Source organism: Streptomyces sp. NPDC003027 (assembly GCF_053591435.1).
Map to the genome: position 1 here is coordinate 22,254 of NZ_JBSFTU010000052.1, position 19,429 is coordinate 41,682.

At 72.4% G+C, this 19,429-nt stretch carries 14 protein-coding genes; all 14 read left to right on the plus strand.

Features of this window, described 5'->3' with window-relative positions; translation table 11 throughout:
• The first annotated feature begins 1 nt into the window (after nucleotide 1).
• A complete protein-coding gene (locus tag ACWDX6_RS27250) occupies nucleotides 2–943 on the plus strand; it encodes a chlorinating enzyme (RefSeq protein ID WP_451487532.1) in 942 nt (313 codons plus the stop codon).
• A gap of 1 nt (nucleotide 944) precedes the next feature.
• Nucleotides 945–2,114 (plus strand): alpha/beta fold hydrolase, encoded by a 1,170-nt coding sequence (locus ACWDX6_RS27255; protein ID WP_451487533.1) that lies wholly within the window; start codon nucleotides 945–947, stop codon nucleotides 2,112–2,114.
• Complete coding sequence (locus tag ACWDX6_RS27260) at nucleotides 2,111–2,869, plus strand: SDR family oxidoreductase (RefSeq protein WP_451487534.1); 759 nt, start codon at nucleotides 2,111–2,113, stop codon at nucleotides 2,867–2,869. The genes ACWDX6_RS27255 and ACWDX6_RS27260 overlap by 4 nt, the downstream gene beginning before the upstream one ends.
• Before the next feature lie 54 nt (nucleotides 2,870–2,923).
• On the plus strand, nucleotides 2,924–4,003 hold the full coding sequence (locus ACWDX6_RS27265) for a thioesterase domain-containing protein (RefSeq protein WP_451487535.1): 1,080 nt from the start codon (nucleotides 2,924–2,926) through the stop codon (nucleotides 4,001–4,003).
• 5 nt (nucleotides 4,004–4,008) lie between these two features.
• Entirely contained in the window at nucleotides 4,009–4,233 is a 225-nt protein-coding gene (locus ACWDX6_RS27270) for an MbtH family protein (protein WP_451487536.1), read from the plus strand.
• Nucleotides 4,230–12,497 carry an amino acid adenylation domain-containing protein gene (locus ACWDX6_RS27275; protein ID WP_451487537.1) on the plus strand — a complete coding sequence of 2,756 codons (8,268 nt, stop codon included), beginning with the start codon at nucleotides 4,230–4,232 and terminating at the stop codon, nucleotides 12,495–12,497. The genes ACWDX6_RS27270 and ACWDX6_RS27275 overlap by 4 nt, the downstream gene beginning before the upstream one ends.
• On the plus strand, nucleotides 12,494–13,753 hold the full coding sequence (locus ACWDX6_RS27280; RefSeq protein WP_451487538.1) for an MFS transporter: 1,260 nt from the start codon (nucleotides 12,494–12,496) through the stop codon (nucleotides 13,751–13,753). The genes ACWDX6_RS27275 and ACWDX6_RS27280 overlap by 4 nt, the downstream gene beginning before the upstream one ends.
• Before the next feature lie 7 nt (nucleotides 13,754–13,760).
• Nucleotides 13,761–14,399, plus strand: coding sequence for a hypothetical protein (locus ACWDX6_RS27285; RefSeq protein ID WP_451487539.1), 639 nt, complete (start codon nucleotides 13,761–13,763; stop codon nucleotides 14,397–14,399).
• Complete coding sequence (locus ACWDX6_RS27290; protein ID WP_451487540.1) at nucleotides 14,399–15,160, plus strand: 4'-phosphopantetheinyl transferase family protein; 762 nt, start codon at nucleotides 14,399–14,401, stop codon at nucleotides 15,158–15,160. The genes ACWDX6_RS27285 and ACWDX6_RS27290 overlap by 1 nt, the downstream gene beginning before the upstream one ends.
• A complete protein-coding gene (rsgA, locus tag ACWDX6_RS27295) occupies nucleotides 15,157–16,269 on the plus strand; it encodes a ribosome small subunit-dependent GTPase A (protein WP_451487541.1) in 1,113 nt (370 codons plus the stop codon). Before ACWDX6_RS27290 ends, rsgA begins: the two co-directional genes overlap by 4 nt.
• 212 nt (nucleotides 16,270–16,481) lie before the next feature.
• Nucleotides 16,482–16,664, plus strand: coding sequence for a hypothetical protein (locus ACWDX6_RS27300; RefSeq protein ID WP_451487542.1), 183 nt, complete (start codon nucleotides 16,482–16,484; stop codon nucleotides 16,662–16,664).
• Nucleotides 16,665–16,746: 82 nt separating this feature from the next.
• A complete protein-coding gene (gene gntD, locus ACWDX6_RS27305) occupies nucleotides 16,747–17,769 on the plus strand; it encodes a guanitoxin biosynthesis L-enduracididine beta-hydroxylase GntD (RefSeq protein WP_451487543.1) in 1,023 nt (340 codons plus the stop codon).
• A 30-nt stretch (nucleotides 17,770–17,799) separates the two neighbouring features.
• Nucleotides 17,800–19,107, plus strand: a complete 1,308-nt coding sequence (locus ACWDX6_RS27310) for a cation:proton antiporter (RefSeq protein ID WP_451487544.1) — start codon at nucleotides 17,800–17,802, stop codon at nucleotides 19,105–19,107.
• Complete coding sequence (locus tag ACWDX6_RS27315; RefSeq protein ID WP_451487545.1) at nucleotides 19,107–19,322, plus strand: hypothetical protein; 216 nt, start codon at nucleotides 19,107–19,109, stop codon at nucleotides 19,320–19,322. The genes ACWDX6_RS27310 and ACWDX6_RS27315 overlap by 1 nt, the downstream gene beginning before the upstream one ends.
• Nucleotides 19,323–19,429: the final 107 nt, after the last annotated feature.

Sequence of the window (19,429 nt, forward strand, 5' to 3'; positions counted from 1 at the left end):
CATGACCACGGAAGCCCAGCAGGCACAGCAGTCGTTCGCCCTCTCCGAGGAAGAGCTCGCCACCTTCCACCGGCAGGGGTTCATCGGCCCCTTCACGCTCTACCAGCCCGACGAGATGCGCGAGATCTGGCGCAAGACCCGGCTGCGGATGCTCGACCGCAGCCACGCCGTCTACCCGGACGACGAGCTGTCCGGCGCCACCAACATCTCCAACTACGACCGCCACCTCGACAACGACTTCCTCGCCGCGCACGTCGGCAAGCGGGAGATCGTCGACCGGGTTGCCTCCATCCTCGGCCCGGACGTCATCTGCTGGCGTACGGAGTTCTTCCCCAAGCACCCCGGCGACGAGGGCACCGACTGGCACCAGGCGGACACCTTCGCCAACGCGTCGGGCACCCCGCAGATCCTGTGGCCGGACAACGCCGAGTTCGGCGGCACGATCACCGTCTGGTCCGCCTTCACCGAGGCGAAGGTGGAGAACGGCTGCCTGCAGTTCATCCCCGGTACGCACCAGCAGATGAACTACGACGAGACCAAGCGGATGCACTACGACCCCAACTCGATCAACGGGGTCGACAAGGACGGTGTCCGCCGCGGCTTCTTCGGCTACGACTACCGCCAGCTCCAGGTCGACCCGGACTGGAAGCCGGACGAGGACTCCGCCGTCTCGCAGATCATGGAGCCGGGCCAGTTCATCATCTTCTGGTCCACGCTGATGCACGCCTCCCACCCGCACGACGGCCTGACCGACGAGATGCGCATGGGCTTCGCCTCCCGCTACGTCCCCTCCTCGGTCTCCGTCTACCCCGGCAGCGACCACATCGAGGAGTACGGCGGCCGCATCAGCCTGGAGCGCTACGGCAGCGTCCTGGTCAGCGGCACCAACAACAACCCGTCCAACCGCATGGTCACCGAGACCACGCGCGGGAAAAAGTTCTGAGATGACCACGAAGACCCTGAGCGTGGTCGATGTGCTGGAGCTCTGCCAGCCCCTGCTGGGATCGGCCCGCGAGACGCTGCGCGTGTTCCCGGCCGCGGGCCGGGACGGCGAGGGCTTCGCCCCGGAGGACGTCGAACGGTGCAACGAGGTCCTGGCCGGCATCGGCGCCTCGTACGGCCTGACGGTGCCCCGGTTCGTCTGGCCGGCCCCGGAGCAGCCCTCCAGCCTGGAAGTGGCGCTGAGCAACTTCTGCGACCTGGAACTGGGCGGCTGGCAGCCGGTCGCCGACCGCTCGGGGGACCCGGCCGGCGGCGCGGCGGGCCTCGCCGGGCTCGCCGCCCTCCCCGGCCGCCGCCGGATCGAGGCCGAGGGCGTGCCCGCCTTCGACTCCTTCTCGGCGGGGCCGGCCGGTGCGGAGGCGATCGTCCTGATCCTGCCGTCCGGGGTGCCGGCCACACTGTTCCGGCCCTGGCTGGAGGAGCTGTCGGCGGACCGGCTCGTGATCACCTACGAGAACCCCTACCTGTTCGGCGAGTGGCGCTCCCTGGACACCCCGGAGGGGGACTTCGCCGAGGAGATCGACCTCGTCGGCGCCCTCCTCACCGCGTACGGCCTGACCCGGGCGCATCTGATCGGGATCTGCGGCGGCGCCCCCGTGGCGCTCGCCGCGGCCGCCGAGTTCGGCGACCGGGTGGAGACGCTGACCGTGCTCCACCCGGACCTGAACTTCGGCGAGGGGGTCATGCGCACCCCGTTCCAGAAGCAGTTCCAGAGCGTGCTCGCCGGGGCCGCGTCCGGCCCCGGCCGGGCCCGCGAGACGCTGAACCTCTTCCTCGACCCGAACATGCTGTTCGGCGTAGAACCGAGGCTCGCGCCGTTCATCCTCTACCCGTACGGCGACGAGGAGCTGTTCCACCGGTACGCCAAGCAGAACTACGCGCTCATGGCGTACGACGCGAACCAGGCGGCCCGCCGCCTGCGGCAGCGGGTGCTCATCGCCACCAGCCGTACGGACCGGATGACCCACCCCGAGACGGCGCACCACTTCGGCGGGCTCGTACCGGGCGAGGTGACGGTCGCGGAACGGGAGTCCGGCACCCATCACGACATCCTGATCCCGGACCAGGAGATCTACGCGATGCTCCGGGAGTTCATCGGCGGTGGCGCGTGAGCGCGGAAGCGACCACGCGCCCGGACACGGCGGAGCGCGTCGCGGTGGTCACCCACGCGACGCGCTACGCCGGGCCCGGCTCCGTCGAGGCCCTGCGCAAGGCCGGCTACACCGTGCTCTGCCACGACGAGTCCTTTCTCGACGAGGCCGCGCGGACCGCGTTCGAGGACGGCCGGGACGGCGCGGTGGCCTGCCCGGCCAGGACCGCGACCGGCGCGGTCGGGCAGGCCGTCAAGCGGTATGGCCGGCTCGACCTGGTCGTCAGCAACGACGTCTACCCGGCCCGCTACCTGCCGGTGGAGCAGGCCGACCCGGCGGAGCTGCGGCGGGCGGCGGAGGCCCTGCTCGTGACCCCGGCGGCGGTCCTCGCCAAGGCCGCCGCGCACATGAAGCGCCGCGGGAGCGGTCACATCGTGCTGATGACCTCCGCGGCCCCGGTCCGGCCGGAGACGGGGTTCTCGGCGTACAGCTCGCTGCGCGCCGGTGCCTCCGCCTACGCGCGGGCCGCGGCCCGCGAACTCGCCCCGCACGGCGTCACCGTGCACGCCGTCGCCCCCAACTTCCTCCAGAGCGAGACCTACTACCCGCCGGAGGTGTGGGAGACGGACGAGGGCCGGGCCCGGCTCCGCGACCTCCTGCCGGCCGGCCGGCTCGGCACGGCCGAGGAGATCGGCGACCTGGTCGTCTTCCTCGGCAGCGGGTCCGCCGACTTCCTCACCGGCGACGTCATCCACTTCACGGGCGGCTGGTCCTAGGTCCTGTCCGCCGGCAGGCCCCCTCAACCCTCCCGCCAGAAAGAGAGTTCCGTTGTGAGTACTCGGCCGATAGCGCCCGAGGAGTGCGAGGTCACGCCGGGGCAGAGCCTGGTGGAGCAGGCCCTCGTCGAGATCTGGAAGACCACGCTCGACCGCCCTTCGGTCGGCCTCGACGACGACTTCTTCACCACCGGGGGCGACTCCCTGCTCGCCCTGGTCACGATCGAGCAGATCAACCAGCGCCTGGGCTGGTCGCTCAACATGGGCGATCTGCTGCGCTACCGGACCGTCCGCGCCCTGAGCGCCAACAAGGCGCTCTCCCAGGCCGCGAACACCGAGCGGGCGATCATCCGCCTGAGCAACCAGGGCTCCCGCACCCCGCTCGTGCTCATCCACCCCGGCCTGGGCCTGGTCGACGGCTACGCCCGGATCGTGCGGGCGCTCGGCGGCGACCGCGGCTGCTACGGCCTCCAGTCGCCGCACATCAGCGCCCTGGACGTGCCGGACGAGATGACGGCGCTCGCGGAGACGTACGCGGACCTGCTGGAGGACGAGTTCGGCGAGGACGAGTTCCACCTCGCCGGTGCCTGCGCGGGTGGCGTCATCGCGTACGAGATCGCGCGGATCGCCGAGGAGCGCGGCCTCGGGGTGCGCAAGCTCGTCATCCTCGACGGCTACCTCGACGGCTCGGTGACCGGCGAGGACGACATCCCGGAGGGGGAGAGGCTCGTCGGATACCGCGACGACGTCCTGCGGATGGTCGCCCCGCAGGTGGACCACCCGCCGCTGGCGCCGGCCGACGCCACCCGCGAGGACGTCTTCCTGGAGGTGTCGACGGCGCTCTTCGGCGCCGAGACCGCCGCGAAGGACGGCGGCACACAGTTCATGGAGCGGCTCTACCGGGCGTTCTTGACCACCTCCCGGGCCCTGGAGACCTACCGCCCGGAGCCGGCCGAGCTCGACGTGCTGCTGCTGCTCGCCAAGGACAACCCGACGCTCCCCGACTGGCAGGAGATCGTGCGCGGCGAACTCACCGCCCACGTCATGGACTCGGACGCGTACGGACTGCGGCTCTGTGTGATCGAAGCGGCGCAGATCGCCGCGCGCATCGACGACTTCGTGGGCGAGGAATGAGCGACATGGACCAGTCAAGCACCAATCCGTTCGAGAGCGAGTCGGGCGTGTACCGCGTCCTGACCAACGCCGCGGGCGAGCACTCCCTGTGGCCCGACTTCGTGGCCGTGCCCGACGGCTGGGAGACCGCCTTCGGTCCGGACGTACGCGCGGCCTGCCTCGGGTACGTCGAGGAGCACTGGACGGCGCTCGTCCCCGCCGGTTCCCAGGGACGGGACGGCAGGTCATGACGGCGCGGACGGAGAACGCGGTGGACACCGGCGCCTGGACGTCCGGTCTCGTCGCCCGGTTCGAGGAACGGGCCGGGCGGGCTCCCGACGCGGTCGCCGTGCGCTGCGGCACGCGGTCCCTGTCGTACGCGGAGCTGAACGAGCAGGCCAACCGGATCGCGCACCGGCTGATCGATCGGGGCATCGGCCCCGAGGACATCGTCGCCGTCGCCCTGCCCTCCTCGCCCGAGCTGGTCGCCGCCCTCCTCGGCACGCTCAAGGCCGGTGCGGCGTACCTTCCGCTCGACCCGGGCTATCCGAGCGAGCGCCTCGCCTACATGACGGCCGACGCCCGCCCGCGCGCCCTGATCACGACCCCGGAGGTCGAGCCGGGCCTCGGGCCCGTCGACCCCGCGACCGCCCTCCTGTACGCCGGTGAGGAGGCCGTCGAGCCCGCCGGGAACCCGGCCGGCCGCTTCACGGGCCCCGGCCAGGGCGCGTACACCATCTACACCTCCGGCTCCACGGGCCGCCCCAAGGGTGTGGTCGTCACCCACCGCTCCCTCGCCAACTTCCTCGCCTTCATGTCCGCGCGGTACCGCGTCCACCCCGGCGACGTGGTGCTGTCCACCACCCCGGTCTCCTTCGACATCGCCGGCCTGGAGCTGTACCTCCCGCTGGTCAACGGAGCCACGCTCCATCTCGTCCCGCGCGAGACCACCGTCGACGGCGCCGCGCTGCGCCGCCACCTCGCCGAGGCCCGCCCCACCCTGGTCCAGGGCACCCCCGCCCTGTGGCAGCTGCTGCGCGAGGCCGGCTGGACCCCGGCCGAGATGCCCGCCGGGACCCGGCTGCTCTGCGGCGGCGAGGCGCTGCCGCAGGACCTGGCCGACTTCCTGGCCGCCGCCGGCCACGCCGAGGTGTGGAACCTCTACGGGCCCACCGAGACGACCATCTGGTCGCTGGTGGCCCCCGTGCGCGCCGGCGAGCCGGTCACCATCGGCGCCCCGATGTGGAACACCGGCGTCCACCTCCTCGACGAGCGCCTCGCGCCCGTCGCCGACGGCGAACCCGGCGAGCTGTACCTCTCCGGCGACGGCCTGGCCCGCGGCTACCACGGCCGGGCCGCGCTCACCGCCGAGCGGTTCGTCGCCTGCCCCTCCGGCCCGCCCGGCGCCCGCATGTACCGCACCGGAGACGTCGTACGCCGCCGCGCCGACGGCACGCTCGACTTCCTTGGCCGCGTCGACGAGCAGGTCAAGATCCACGGCTACCGCATCGAGATCGGCGAGATCGAGGAGGCCCTGCGCCGACTGCCCGAGGTCGCCCAGGCCCGGGTCGTCGTCCGCGAGGACACCCCCGACGCCCCCGGCGGCCGCCACCTCGCCGGCTATGTCGTGCCCGCGCCCGGCCACACCCCCGAGCCGGCCGCGCTGCGCGCCGCGCTCACCGCCTGGCTGCCCGCGCACATGGTCCCCGCCGGGATCGCCGTCCTCGACCGCTTCCCGCTCACCCCGGCCGGCAAGGTCGACCGCAAGGCCCTGCCCGCCCTGGAGTTCACGCGCTCCACCGCCTACCGCGAGCCCACCGGCGCCGGCGAACGCGCCCTCGCCGGCCTCTTCCGCGAGGTCCTGCGGGTCGACCGCGTCGGCGCCGACGACAGCTTCTTCGACCTCGGCGGCAACTCCCTGCTCGCCACCCGGCTCGTCGCCCGCGTCCGCGCCGCCCTCTCCGTCGAACTCCCCCTGCGCGCCGTCTTCGAGGACCGCACCCCCGCCGCCCTCGCGCCGCACCTCGACGCGGGCACCCCCGCCCGCCCCGCTCCCCGCCCCAGGGAGCGCGGGGAGCGCGTCCCGGTGTCGTACGCCCAGCAGCGGCTGTGGTTCCTGCACCGCCTGGAGGGCCCGAGCACCACCTACAACCTGCCCATCGCCGTCCGCCTGACCGGCGAGCTCGACCTCGACGCGCTGCGGGCGGCCGTCGACCACCTCCTCGTACGGCACGAGAGCCTGCGGACGTACTTCGCCGAGGGCCCGGACGGCGCCGAGCAGATCGTCGTGCCCGCCGCCGAGGCCCGGGTCGACGTCACCCTCCACGACGTCGCCGAGGACGACCTGCGCGGCGCGGTCGACCGGGCCGCCGGGCACCTCTTCGACCTGGCCGCCGAGATCCCGGTCCGCGTCGACCTGTTCCGCACCGGACCGCACGACCACGTCCTGCTGCTGTGCATCCACCACATCGCCAGCGACGGCTGGTCCCTCGCCCCGCTGGTGAAGGACCTGTGCGACGCCTACACCGCCCACCGCTCCGGCACGGAGCCGCAGGCCCCCGCGCTCGGCGTGCAGTACGTCGACTACACCCTGTGGCAGCGCGAGCTGCTCGGCTCCACGGACGACCCGGACTCCACCATGTCCCGCCGGCTCGCCTACTGGCGCGAACGGCTCGCGGGCGCCCCCGAACTGCTCGACCTGCCCACCGACCGGCCGCGCCCGGCCCTCGCCACCTTCCGGGGCGACGTCGTCCGCTTCGACGTCGACGCCGCTCTCACCGAGAAGCTGCAGAGCCTCGCCCAGCGGGAGCGGGCCAGCCTCTTCATGGTCCTGCAGGCCGCCGCCGCGACCCTGCTGACCAAGCTCGGCGCCGGCACCGACATCCCGCTCGGCTCCCCGCTCGCCGGCCGCGCCGACAGCGCCCTCGACGAGCTCGTCGGCTTCTTCGTCAACACGCTCGTGCTGCGCACCGACACCTCCGGCGACCCCGCCTTCACCGAACTCCTCGCCCGCGTCGCGGAGTCCAACCTCGCCGCCTACGAACACCAGGACCTGCCGTTCGAGTACCTCGTCGAGGTGCTCAACCCGGCCCGCACCACCAGCCACCACCCGCTCTTCCAGGTGATGCTGGTGCTCCAGAACAACGTCGAGCCCGAATGGCGGCTCGACGGGCTCACCGCCGTCCACGAGACCGTGCCCACGCAGACCTCGAAGTTCGACCTGACGATCGAGCTGACCGAGCGCTTCGACGCCGACGGCCGGCCGGGCGGCCTGCGCGGCGAGATCGAGTACGCCACCGACCTCTTCGACCGGGAGACCGTCGAACGGTTCGCCGGCTACCTGCTGCGCGTCCTCGACGCCGTCGTCACCGACCCCACCCGCCGCCTGGAGACCATCGACCTCCTCGACGAGAGCGAGCGCACCGCGCTCCTCGACACCTGGAACGCGACCGCGCTCGACCTGCCCGACGACACCTTCCCCGCGCTCTTCGAGGCCCAGGCCGCCCGCACCCCGGACGCGCTCGCCCTCGTCCACGAGGACACCGAACTCAGCTACGCCGAGCTCGACCGGCGCGCCAACCAGGTCGCCCACTGGCTGATCGCCCGCGGGGTCGGCCGCGACGACGTCGTCGGCCTCTCCCTGCGCCGCTCGCCCGACCTGCTCGGCTGCCTGCTCGGCATCCTCAAGGCCGGCGGCGTCTATCTGCCGCTCGACCCGGACTACCCGCCCGACCGGCTCGCCTTCATGGTCGAGGACACCCGCCCCAAGGCGCTCCTCACCACCGCCGACGTCCTCGCCAAGCTGCCCGCCGAGGCGCGGGACGTGCTCCGGCTCGACCTCGGCGACCCCGAGGCGCGCGCCGAGCTGGCCGGCATGCCCGGCCACGCCCCCACCGACGCCGACCGGCGGGCCCCGCTGCGGCCGGAGGACCTGGCGTACGTCATCTACACCTCCGGCTCCACCGGCCGGCCCAAGGGCGTCGCCGTCACCCACCGCGGCATCCCCAACCTGGCCCGCGGCTACATCGACCGGTTCGGACTCGACGAGAACTCCCGCTTCCTGCAGTTCTCCTCGATCAACTTCGACCCGACGTTCTGCGAGATGTGCTGCACCCTGCTGTCGGGCGCGGCCGTCATCCTCACCTCCCCCGAGGAGCTGCTCTCCCCCGACCGCCAGCGCGCCCTGACCGCCCGCTTCCGGCCGACCCACATCACCTTCTCGCCGACGATCCTCGGCTCCATGGCCGAGGACGCCCTCGCGGACGTACCGCATCTGATGGTCGCCGGAGAGGCGTGCCCGCCGGGGCTCGCCGCGACCTGGTCGCGCGGCCGGACGATGATCAACGCGTACGGTCCGACCGAGGCGACCGTCGACACCCTGTACTGGGAGTGCGGCAGCGCCGGCCCGGAGTTCGAGGCCGGCTCGGTGCCCGTGGGCCGCCCGCTGCCCAACACCCGCGTCTACGTCCTGGACGCCGCGCTGCGGCCGGTCGCCCCCGGCGTCACCGGCGAGCTGTACATCGCGGGCCACGGCCTGGCGCGCGGCTACCTCAACCGGCCGGGCCTCACCGCCGAACGGTTCGTCGCCTGCCCGTACGGTCCGCCCGGCTCGCGGATGTACCGCACCGGCGACCTGGCGAAGTGGCGCACGCTCCCCTCCGGTGAGGGCGTGGTGGACTTCGTCGGCCGCGCCGACGACCAGGTCAAGATCCGCGGCATGCGGATCGAGCTCGGCGAGATCGAGGCGGTCCTCGACACCCACGAGGGCGTCGCCCAGTCCGCCGTCGTCGTCCGGGAGGACACCCCCGGACACCAGCAGCTCATCGGCTACGTCGTCCCCAGGGCCGCCGACGCGGCCGCACGCGACCTCGCCGACGACATCGCGCACGTCGACAAGTGGCAGGAGATCCACGAGGAGGGTTACAGCGAGCAGGAGGACCTGGGCGTCGAGCAGGACTTCACCGGCTGGAACAGCAGCTACGACAACCGGCCGATCCCGCTGGAGGAGATGCGCGAGTGGCAGGCCGCCACCGTCGCGCGCATCCTCGACCTGGGGCCGCGCAACGTCCTGGAGGTCGGCGTCGGCTCCGGCCTCATCCTGTGGCAGGTGGCCCCGCACGTCGAGACGTACGCGGGCGTCGACTTCTCGCCCTCCCTCATCCAGACGCTCGGCTCCCGGGTGGAGGCGTCCGAGGAGCTGCGCGACCGGGTCCTGCTGCGCAGCCTCGCCGCCCACGAGATCGGTGACCTGGCCGGCCGCCGCTTCGACACCGTCGTCATCAACTCGGTCGCCCAGTACTTCCCCAGCGTCCACTATCTGATCGACGTCCTGCGGCAGGCCATGGAGCTCCTGGAGCCCGGCGGCCGGGTCTTCCTCGGCGACATCCGCCATCTGCGGCTCCTGCACCCCTTCCTCACCGCGACCGCCCTGCACGGCGGCGCCCACGCGGACGAGCCGGTCACGGCCGTACGGGACCTGATCGCCCACACCGTGGAGCTGGAGAGCGAACTCCTCCTCGACCCCGCCTTCTTCAGCCGCGTCGGCGAGGAGATCGTGGACGTGGCGGGCGTCGACATCCAGCTCAAGCGCGGCCACCACCGCAACGAACTGACCGACTTCCGCTACGAGGTCGTCCTGCACAAGCGGGGCGCCGAGCCGTTCTCCGTACGGGACGCGGCCGAGATCGTCTGGCAGGACGCCACCGGTCTGGACGCCGTCCGCGAGCACCTCGCCGCCACCCGACCCGCGACGCTCCGCGTCACCGGCATCCCCAACCACCGGGTCGCCGCCGAGGTCGAGGCCGCGCATCTGCTCCGTACGGAATCGGCCGCCCGGCTGCGGGACCTCCGGCTCGACACCCGGCAGCGCCCCGGCACCGACCCCGAGGCGGTGCACGCGCTGGCCGAGGAGCTCGGCTACCGCGCCGCACTGACCTGGACCGACGCCTCGGAGGGCGACCGCTTCGACGCGGTCCTGCTCGACGCGGCGGCCCAGCGCCCGCTGCTCACCGATTTGTTCGTCCACAAGGCGGCCCCCGGCCAGTCCCTGTACGAGCACGGCAACGACCCGCGCGCCGAGGACCACGGCCGGAAACTGGCCGTGGAGGTCCGCCGCCAGGCGGCCAGGCAGCTGCCCGAGCACATGGTGCCCGCGGCCGTCGTCCTGCTCGACAAGCTGCCGCTCACCCCCAACGGCAAGCTCGACACCCGCAGGCTGCCGGCCCCGGACTTCACCGCCCGTGCCGTACGGCCGCCGCGCACCGAGCGGGAGATCACCCTCGCCCGGCTCTTCGCCGAGGTGCTCGGCCTGGACACCGTGGGCGTCGACGACCAGTTCTTCGACCTCGGCGGCGACTCCATCCGCTCCATCCAACTGGTCAGCCGCGCCCGCGCCGAGGGGTTCGTGATCACCCCCCGGGACGTGTTCCAGTACCAGACCGTCGAGGCGCTGATCGCCCGCGCCGCCCAGCAGGCCGAGACGGCCGACCCCGCGGCCGTGGCGGCGGGCGAGCTGCCGTACTGGCTGAAGACGCTGGAGACGCCCGACCCCTCCTACGGCGAACCGGGCGGTGAGCGGGCCGAGTTCCACCGGACACTGACCGGTGGCCTCGCCGAGGCGCTGCTGACCGCCCTGCCCCGGATGTTCCACGCGGACCCCGCGCACATCGCGCTCGCCGCGCTCGCCCCCGCCCTCATCGAGTGGCGCGGACGGCGCGTCCCCGCCGCCCAGTCCGCGCTCCGCGTCGACCTGGCGACGGCGGCGGTCCCGGAAGCGGTCCCGGTCCGGCTCACCCCCGGCCTGGCCCACCTCGACCGGAGCCTGTCGGACCCGCGCGGCCTGGCCCGCGCCCTGAAGCGGGTCAAGGAGCAGATCCGGTCGCTGCCGGACGACGGCCGAGGCTACGCCGAACTGTGGCGCGGGAGCGCGGAGGTACGCGAGCAGCTCGCGGCGTTCGCCCCCTCCCGGGTCTGCTTCCGCCACGACGTCGCGGGCGACCCCGGACCGTACCCGCTGCTGGTCGACGTACGGCCGCGGGACGACGGCGGGGCCGACACCGTCTGGCGGTGGGACACGGCGCTCTTCACCGAGCCGGACGTCACCGCGCTCGCCGACCGGTGGACCGAGCTCCTGACCGCGCTGGCCGGGCTCACCGCCCACCCCGGGCTCGGCGGGCTCACCCCCTCCGACGTGAGCCTGCTCCCCCTCAAGCAGTCCACCCTCACCGAACTGGAGCGCACCTACCCGGGCCTGCGGGACGTGCTGCCGCTCGCCCCGCTCCAGCAGGGCCTGCTGCTGCACGCCGGCGCCGCCGACCCGGAGCAGGACGACGATCCCTACCAGGGACAGACCCTGTTCGACCTGGAGGGACCGCTGGACGCCGACCGGCTGCGGCGGGCCGCGCACGGGCTCCTCATGCGCCACGACAACCTGCGGGCGAGCTTCGCGGTCCGCGGCCTGGAGACCCCGGTCCAGGTGGTGCGGGACTCCGTCGAGGTGCCGTGGCGGGTCCACGACCTGACCGGCCTCGCCCCCGCCGAGCAGGACGCGGCGGCCGACCGGATCGCCGCCGAGGACGCGGCCCTCCGCTTCGACCTGGCGCACGGCCCGATGCTCCGCTTCTCCCTGCTGCGGTTCTCCGGCACCCGGCACCAGCTCCTCGTGGCGGACCACCACATCCTCCTCGACGGCTGGTCCATGCAGGTCGTCTGGCAGGACCTGTTCGACCTGTACGCGGGCGCCGCGCTCCCGCCGGTCACCCCCTTCCGGGACTACCTGGACTGGCTGGCGCGGCAGGACCGGGAGGGCGCGGTCGAGGCGTGGCGGGAGTACCTCGCCGGCGTCGAGGCACCCACCCGGGTGGGACACCCCTCCCTCGCCTCCCACGTCCTGCCCGCCACCACCTCCACCGTCCTGCCCGCGGAGCTCACCCGGGACCTGGAGCGGGCGTGCGCCCGCCTCGGCATCACCCTGAACACCGCCATGCAGGCCGCCTGGGGCCTCCAGCTCGGCAGGCTCACCGGCAGCACGGACGTCGTCTTCGGCACCACCGTCTCGGAACGGCCCGCCGAGATCGACGGCATCGAGTCCGTCGTCGGCCTCCTCATCAACACCGTCCCCCTGCGGGTGCGCACGGAGCCCGGCGAGCCGCTCGGCGCGACCCTCGGCCGCGTGCAGTCCGCCCAGCTGGACGTGTTCCCGCACCGCCATCTCGGCCTGACCGAGATCCAGCGGCTCGTGGGCGCGGGCGAGCTGTTCGACTCGTACTACGTCTTCCAGAACTACCCTGACCAGACCGATCCGTCCGCCGGCCCCGACGGGCCGCGCGTCACCGAGCGGACCCAGGGCGCCAAGGGCGTCTCCCACTATCCGCTCGGCGTCACGGTCATCCCCGGAGAACGGCTGGAGATCCTCTTCGGCCACCACCCCGATCTGTTCGACCACCGGCGGATCGACACCCTCAAGGAATCCCTCATCGACATCATCGAAGCGATCGCGGCGGAGGGCAGGGCATGAAGGACCTCCTGACGCTCGTCCGCGAACTGCCCGTCGCCGTACGCATCCTGCTGCTCTGCGCGATGGCGCGCTCGATCAGCTTCTTCGGCATCCTGGCCTACCTGCCGATCTACCTGCACGACGCGCTGGGCATGAACGGCGCCACCATCGGCTACGTCCTCGGCGTGTGCCTGCTCGTCGGCACCCTGGTGAGCGTCTACGGCGGCTATCTCGCCGACCGGTTCGTGAAGGTCCACTTCATGATCGTCCTGGACATCATCCTCACCGTCCTCTACGCCGCGCTGCCGATGGTCGGCTCCCCGTTCCTGGTCGTCGGCATCCTGCTCGTCGCCAACACCGCCTCCTCGTCGATGAGCGTCACCGCCAACGCGCTCCTCGCCGACCTGCTGCCCTCGGAGAACCGGGCGAAGGTCTTCTCGCTGCGCTACTCGCTGCAGAACATCGGCGCCGCCGTCGGCCCGTTCCTCGGCGTGTGGACGGTGCAGGCGGGGACGGGCGGGCCGTTCCTGCTCGCCTCCGGTGTCATCTTCGCCGCCCTGCTGCCGCTGGTGATCTACCGCAAGCTGTTCACCGGCACCACCGCCCCCCAGGACGAGACCGCCGCGGCCGACGACGAGTCGATGAACTTCCGCGAGGTCCTGCGGGTGATGCGGGCCGACCGCCGGCTCGGGCTCTTCACCCTGGGCGGCATCCTCAGCATCGTCGTCTACGGCCCGCTGCTGACGTACATGTCCCAGTACCTGGTCCTGGTCGAGTCCCGCGACACCGCCTACCAACTGGTCGCCTACATCTCGGCCGCCAACGCGATCGTCGTCATCTCCACCCAGTACGTGATCGGCAGCAAACTGAAGGAGAAGACGCTGCTGCGCTGGCTGACCTGGGGCACCGGCGCGTTCGTGCTCGGCCTGATCGGCATGGCCCTGTCGACCAACGCCTGGATCATCGTCGCCGCGATCGTCGTCTTCACCATCGGCGAGGTGATCGTCGTGCCGGCCGAGTACATGTTCATCGACGCGATCGCCCCGGACAACCTGCGCGGCAGCTACTTCGGCGCCCAGAACCTCGTCCACATCGGCGTGGCGATCGGCCCCATCATCTGCGGCTTCCTGCTGGTGCACGCCTCGCCCACCGCGATGTTCGCCGCGCTCGTCGCCCTCGTCGTCGCCGGCTGGTGGTTCTACGTCCTCGGCTGCCGGGCCCCCGTGCCCCCGGCCGCCGCCCCCGTCGACTCCGACGCCCAGAAAGTGAACCCGTGAGGTGACCATGAGCTTCGACCAGATCGTCAAGAACACCCTGTGCCCGTTCGCGAGGCCGTCGAAGATGGGCCCGCCCCTCACCATCGCCACCGGCGACGTGGAGCGCGAGCTGCCCACCCACCGCACCGCCCTCGCCGACTTCTTCCGCACCGCCCGGGCCGAGGAGCTCGACGGCATGGTGATCACCTTCGAGGACACCGCCCTGGGCGCCACCCTGGACTCACTGACCCGGCTGACCAAGCGGTTCTTCGAGACGCTCTGCGCGATGTACCCGAGCGTCTACCTCCAGGACTCCCCGGATCCCGACGAGACCTGGTACGCCATGATCGAGGGCGAGCGCTTCTTCGTCGTCTCCTTCGCACCCTGCTACCCCGAGCACTCGCCGCGCTTCAACCACGGCAGCCCGCACACGTACTTCCTGCTCCAGCCGGCCTCCACCTTCGAGCGGCACGCGCCCGCCATCGACAAGCGCAGGGACCGCATCCACCAGGCGTTCACGACGGTGGGCAGGCCGTACGACGCCCGGCTCGCCAACGTCGAGAACGACATGTTCAAGTCCGTCATGCCGATCTCGCCGATCGACCGGCACATCGCGTGGTGGGAGGCCGGAGCCGACGAGGCGGTCCCGGTGAAGAGGGCCGGCTAGTGATCGAGGAGCTGCTGCCCCGGCCGGTCGCCACCGCGGAGGCGTTCGGCGACCCGGCCGGGGAGCCCGTCCCCTTCCCGGGGGAGGAGCATCTGCTGGCCCACGCCGTGCCCGCGCGGCGCCGGGAGTTCACCACGGCGCGGGCGTGCGCCCGCCGGGCCCTCGGCCGGCTCGGGGAGCCGCGGGTGGCCATCCCGTACGACAGCTCCCGCGCCCCCGTCTGGCCGGCCGGGATCGTCGGCAGCATCACGCACTGCGTCGGCTACCGCGCCGCCGCCGTGGCGCGCGCCGAGGACGTCGCGGCGCTGGGCTTCGACGCCGAACCGCACGACCCGCTCGACCACACCGGGGTCCTGCACATGGTCACGGGCGCCGAAGAACGCGCCCACCTGGCCGAGCTGGCGGCGCTGCGGCCCGAAGTCCACTGGGACCGCGCGCTGTTCAGCGCCAAGGAGAGCGTCTACAAGGCCTGGTCGCCGCTGACCGGGCGCTGGCTCGACTTCACGGAGGCCACCGTCACCTTCCAGCCGCGCACGGCCACGTTCACGGCCCGGCTCCTCGTGGACGGGCCGCTGGTCGACGGCGTGGGACTGCGCGGATTCGAAGGGCGGTTTCTGGTCAGGGGCGGGCTGCTGCTCACCGCGACGACGGTGAGCCGCGTCCCAGGCGCCGCCTCCGGCGCCGACAATGGCCCCGACCTGGGGGCTGCCCGGCGGATCAGGGCCGGACAGCCGCTGGCCCGATCGAGGGGAACTCCGTGACAAGCGCAGCCACTTCACCGCTCACCGCCTACGGGTGGGACACCGACTGGGCGGACGCGTTCGCCCCGTACGCCGAAGCGGGCCTCGTGCCCGGCCGGGTGGTGCGGGTCGACCGCGGCCGCTGCGAACTCGTCGCCGCCACCGACGGCACCACCGGCACCCGAGCCGCCACCGGGGTCCGTACGCTGCGCGCCGACACCGACCCCGTGACCGGCGTCTGTACGGGTGACTGGGCCGCCGTCGACACGGCACCGCCGACCGGTCCCGTCGTACGGGCGCTGCTGCCCCGCCGTACCCGTTTCACCCGCTCGACCTCCTCCGCCCGCTCCGAGGGCCAGGTCCTCGCCGCCAACATCGACCTCGCCGTGATCGCGGTCTCGCTCGCCGTCGAACTGGACCTCGGCCGCCTGGAGCGGTTCCTCTCCCTGGCCTGGTCCAGCGGCGCCCAGCCGGTGGTCGCCCTGACCAAGACGGACCTGGTCCCCGACATCACCCATCTCGTCTCCGACGTGGAGCGCGCGGGCCCGGGCGCCGGCGTCTTCCCCGTCAGCTCGGTCAGCGGCGAAGGCCTCGACGCCCTCGCCGACGAGCTGGCCGGCCGCACCTCCGCCCTGCTCGGGCAGTCCGGCGTCGGCAAGTCCACGCTGGTCAACGCGCTGCTGGGGGAGGAGGAGCAGGCCTCGGGCCCGGTCCGGGGCAGCGACGGCAAGGGCCGGCACACCACCACCGCCCGCGAACTGCTGGCCCTGCCCCGCGGCGGGGTCCTCATCGACACCCCCGGGCTGCGCGGCGTGGGCCTGTGGGAGGCCAACGAAGGGCTCTCCCAGGTCTTCGCGGAGATCGAGGAGCTGGCCGCGCACTGCCGTTTCCACGACTGCGAGCACCACGCCGAGCCCGACTGCGCCGTGCTCGCCGCGGTCGAGGACGGCACGCTGTCGCACCGGCGGTTCGAGAGCTACCGCAAGCTGCTGCGGGAGAGCGCCTGGATCGCCTCGCGCACCGACGCCCGGCTGCGGGCCGAACTGGCCCGTGAATGGCGCCGCCGGGAGGCGGCGGGCCGGGAGATGTACGAGCGCAAGCGGGGCGGGAAACACCGCAAGGCGTTCTGACGGTGGCCCGGTCACCACCGCGCAAGCGGCCCGTGGCCACTTGCAGCCACTGCACCTTGGTGCCAGTGGAAATCCTTGTAGGGCCCGTTCGGCCCCTGGCAAATTACTCAGCGGCGGCCGGTGAATGAGAGCCACGAAAATGGCGAGCTCACCGGCCCGCCCGGGGGAAGAGGAATTTCCTCTCGCCACTTCGAAGGAATCGGACGGGGAAAATGCGACGCAAGGCTTTCGTCTACCTGATCTCGTGCGCTGCGGCTGTGACGACCACGGTCCTGGGGGCGGCCACCGCGCAGGCGGTCGACTCCCACCCGGTGACCTCCGCGGCGCAGGCCGGCACCACCACCGCCGCCACCGGTACGAACGGCGACGCCGGCGACAGCTGGGGCTGGGACTGACCTCCCCGACGCCCCCGGGCGTGGGGGAACCACCCCCCGGCCCGCGGCTCCGACACCACCCACGCCAGAGAGGGCGAATTCCGTGACCATTGACCAAGGCGTGCTCCACTACGACTTGTCCACCGACGAAGTCACTCAACTCGACGCTTTGATCACCGAGTTGAAGGAGGGCGACGGCGACCCGGGCGACCCGCTCTTCCACGACCGGGCGTGGGAGCTCGCCGCACGGCTTCCCCTCGGACTGCGCAGGTTCCTGGCGGACTTCCGGCGCGAGGACCCGGCCGCGGCTTTCAAGATCCAGGGGTTCACCGTCGACGACACGGCGGTCGGCCCCACCCCGCGGAACTGGGCGGAAGCGGCCGCCTCAGGGCGGACCCGGCGCGAGGAGGTGTTCCTCTCCCTGATCGGCACATGCCTCGGGGAAGTGTTCAGCTGGCCCACGCTGCAATCCGGAAGAATGATCCAGAACGTGCTTCCGATCGCCGGCGAGGAGAACGAGCAGAGCGGTCACGGCAGTGACGTCCTGCTCGAATGGCACACCGAGGACGGCTTCCACCCCTATCGCTGCGATTATCTGGCCCTGTTCGGAATCCGAAACCACGATCGCGTTCCGACGACCGTCGCCTCCATACGCGATGTCGATCTCGGCGACGAGACCCGCAAGATCCTTTCCGAACCGCGGTTCTACATTCTTCCCGACGACGAACACCTGCGGCAGCTGGCCGCCCAGCAGCCCGACCACCCCGGCCTGCTGCGCATGCGGGCCATGCGCGAGACCCCCGAACCGGTGGCCGTCCTCTTCGGCGCCTCCGACTCGCCGTACCTGCGGATCGACCCCTTCTTCATGCGCTGTGTCGACGGCGACGCCGCCGCCGAGCAGGCGCTCAAGGAGCTGGTGCGGGAACTGGAGGCGGTGACCCGCGACATCGTCGTCGAGGCCGGCTCCCTGCTCGTCGTCGACAACTACCTCGCCGTCCACGGCCGCAAGGCGTTCACCGCCCGGTACGACGGCACCGACCGCTGGCTGCAGAAGGCGATCATCACCCGCGACCTGCGCAAGTCACGCGAGACCCGCGACACGGCCGCCGGCCGCGTCCTGATCTAGCACCTGTCGCTCGAGGGGAGGGAAGACGCGATGGCAGCGTCGTCAAGTGTTCCGCTGGACGCGATCGTCCTGGCGGACGTCGCGATCGTGCTGGTCGTGGGAGCCGCGATGGTCGCACTCGGCCGGCGGCTCCACCAGCCGCCCGTCGTCGCGGAGATCGCGGCCGGGCTGATGCTCGGGCCCAGCCTGCTCGGGCTGCTGCCCGGCGATCTGCCCGCGCTGATCTTCCCACCCGAGGCGAGGCCCGCCCTGTCGGCGCTCGCCCAGGTGGGCCTGGCGCTCTTCATGTTCCTGGCCGGCTGGGAGCTGGACCTCGGCCGGCTGCGCGGCCGGACCGGATCCGTCGGATCGACGGCGTTCCTGGCGATGGCCGTGCCGTTCGTGGTGGGCGCGGGCGCGGCGGCACTGTTGTACGGCTCCATGGCCCCCGACGGCGTCGGCGCCGACATGTTCGTCCTCTACATGGCGACCGCCTTCTCGATCACCGCGTTCCCGGTGCTCGCCCGCATCATCCGGGACCGCCGGCTCGGCCACACCCGCATCGGCGCGATGGCGATGGCCTGCGCGGCCGCCGGCGACGTCGTCGCCTGGTGCGTCCTGGTCCTGGTGGTCGCCCTGGCGGGCTCCGGCGGCACCGGGGGCTTCTTCACCGTGATCGCCCTGACCGCCGTCTACGCCGCGGTGATGCTCCTCGTCGTACGGCCGCTGCTGCACCGTGCGCTGCGCTCGGCCGCCGGCGGACCGCAGGGGACGGGCGTACGGCTCGTCCTGATCGTGGCCGGTGTGCTGCTCTCCTCGTACGCCACCTCCTGGATCGGCATCCACGCCATCTTCGGGGCCTTCGCCTTCGGCCTCGTCATGCCGCGTACGACCGAGCCGCGCCTGCACCAGCAGCTGGCCGCCCCGCTGGAGAAGACCTCCTCCCTGCTGCTCCCGGTCTTCTTCGTCATCACCGGCCTCTCCGTCGACATCGGCGGACTGGGCGCGTCCGGTCTCCTGACCCTGCTGGTCGTCCTGGCGGCGGCGGTGGTCGGCAAGTTCGCCGGCGCGGCGATCCCGGCCCGTCTGTCGGGGATGAGCTGGCGCGACGCGGGGGCGTTCGGGACGCTCATGAACACCCGGGGGCTCACCGAGATCGTGATCCTCGGCATCGGCCGCGAACTCGGCCTGATCGGACCGGACCTGTTCACCATGATGGTGCTCATGGCGCTGGTCACGACCGCGATGGCCGGACCCCTGCTGCGCCTGCTCGGCGTGGGGGACGCGGCGCCCCTGACGGTGCCGGAGCCGCCGGAACCGACGACCGGCAGCCGTAAGCAAGCGATCGGAGTCAACTGATGCACACGTCCGTCTCCCAGACCCGGCCCCGCTCCCGGCACTTCGGCTACGAGCACCGCGCCAACGGCACCGTCGTGATCACCCGGGCCTGCCGGATCGTCGCCGTCGTACGCGGCGACGCCCAGATCCTGCGCTTCCTCGACGAACTCGGGACCGGCGACGCGCAGGAGGTGCTGGCCCGCTGGGTCACCCGCATCGCCAGGGCGTCGCTCTAGGGTCTTTCGTTTGGATCATGCCGGGCTCGCGTGCCCTGGCACCGCTCCCCCGTAGCCCTTCGGGCACGGGAGGGGCCCCCACGCCGCGTTGTCGTCGGTCGCCAACT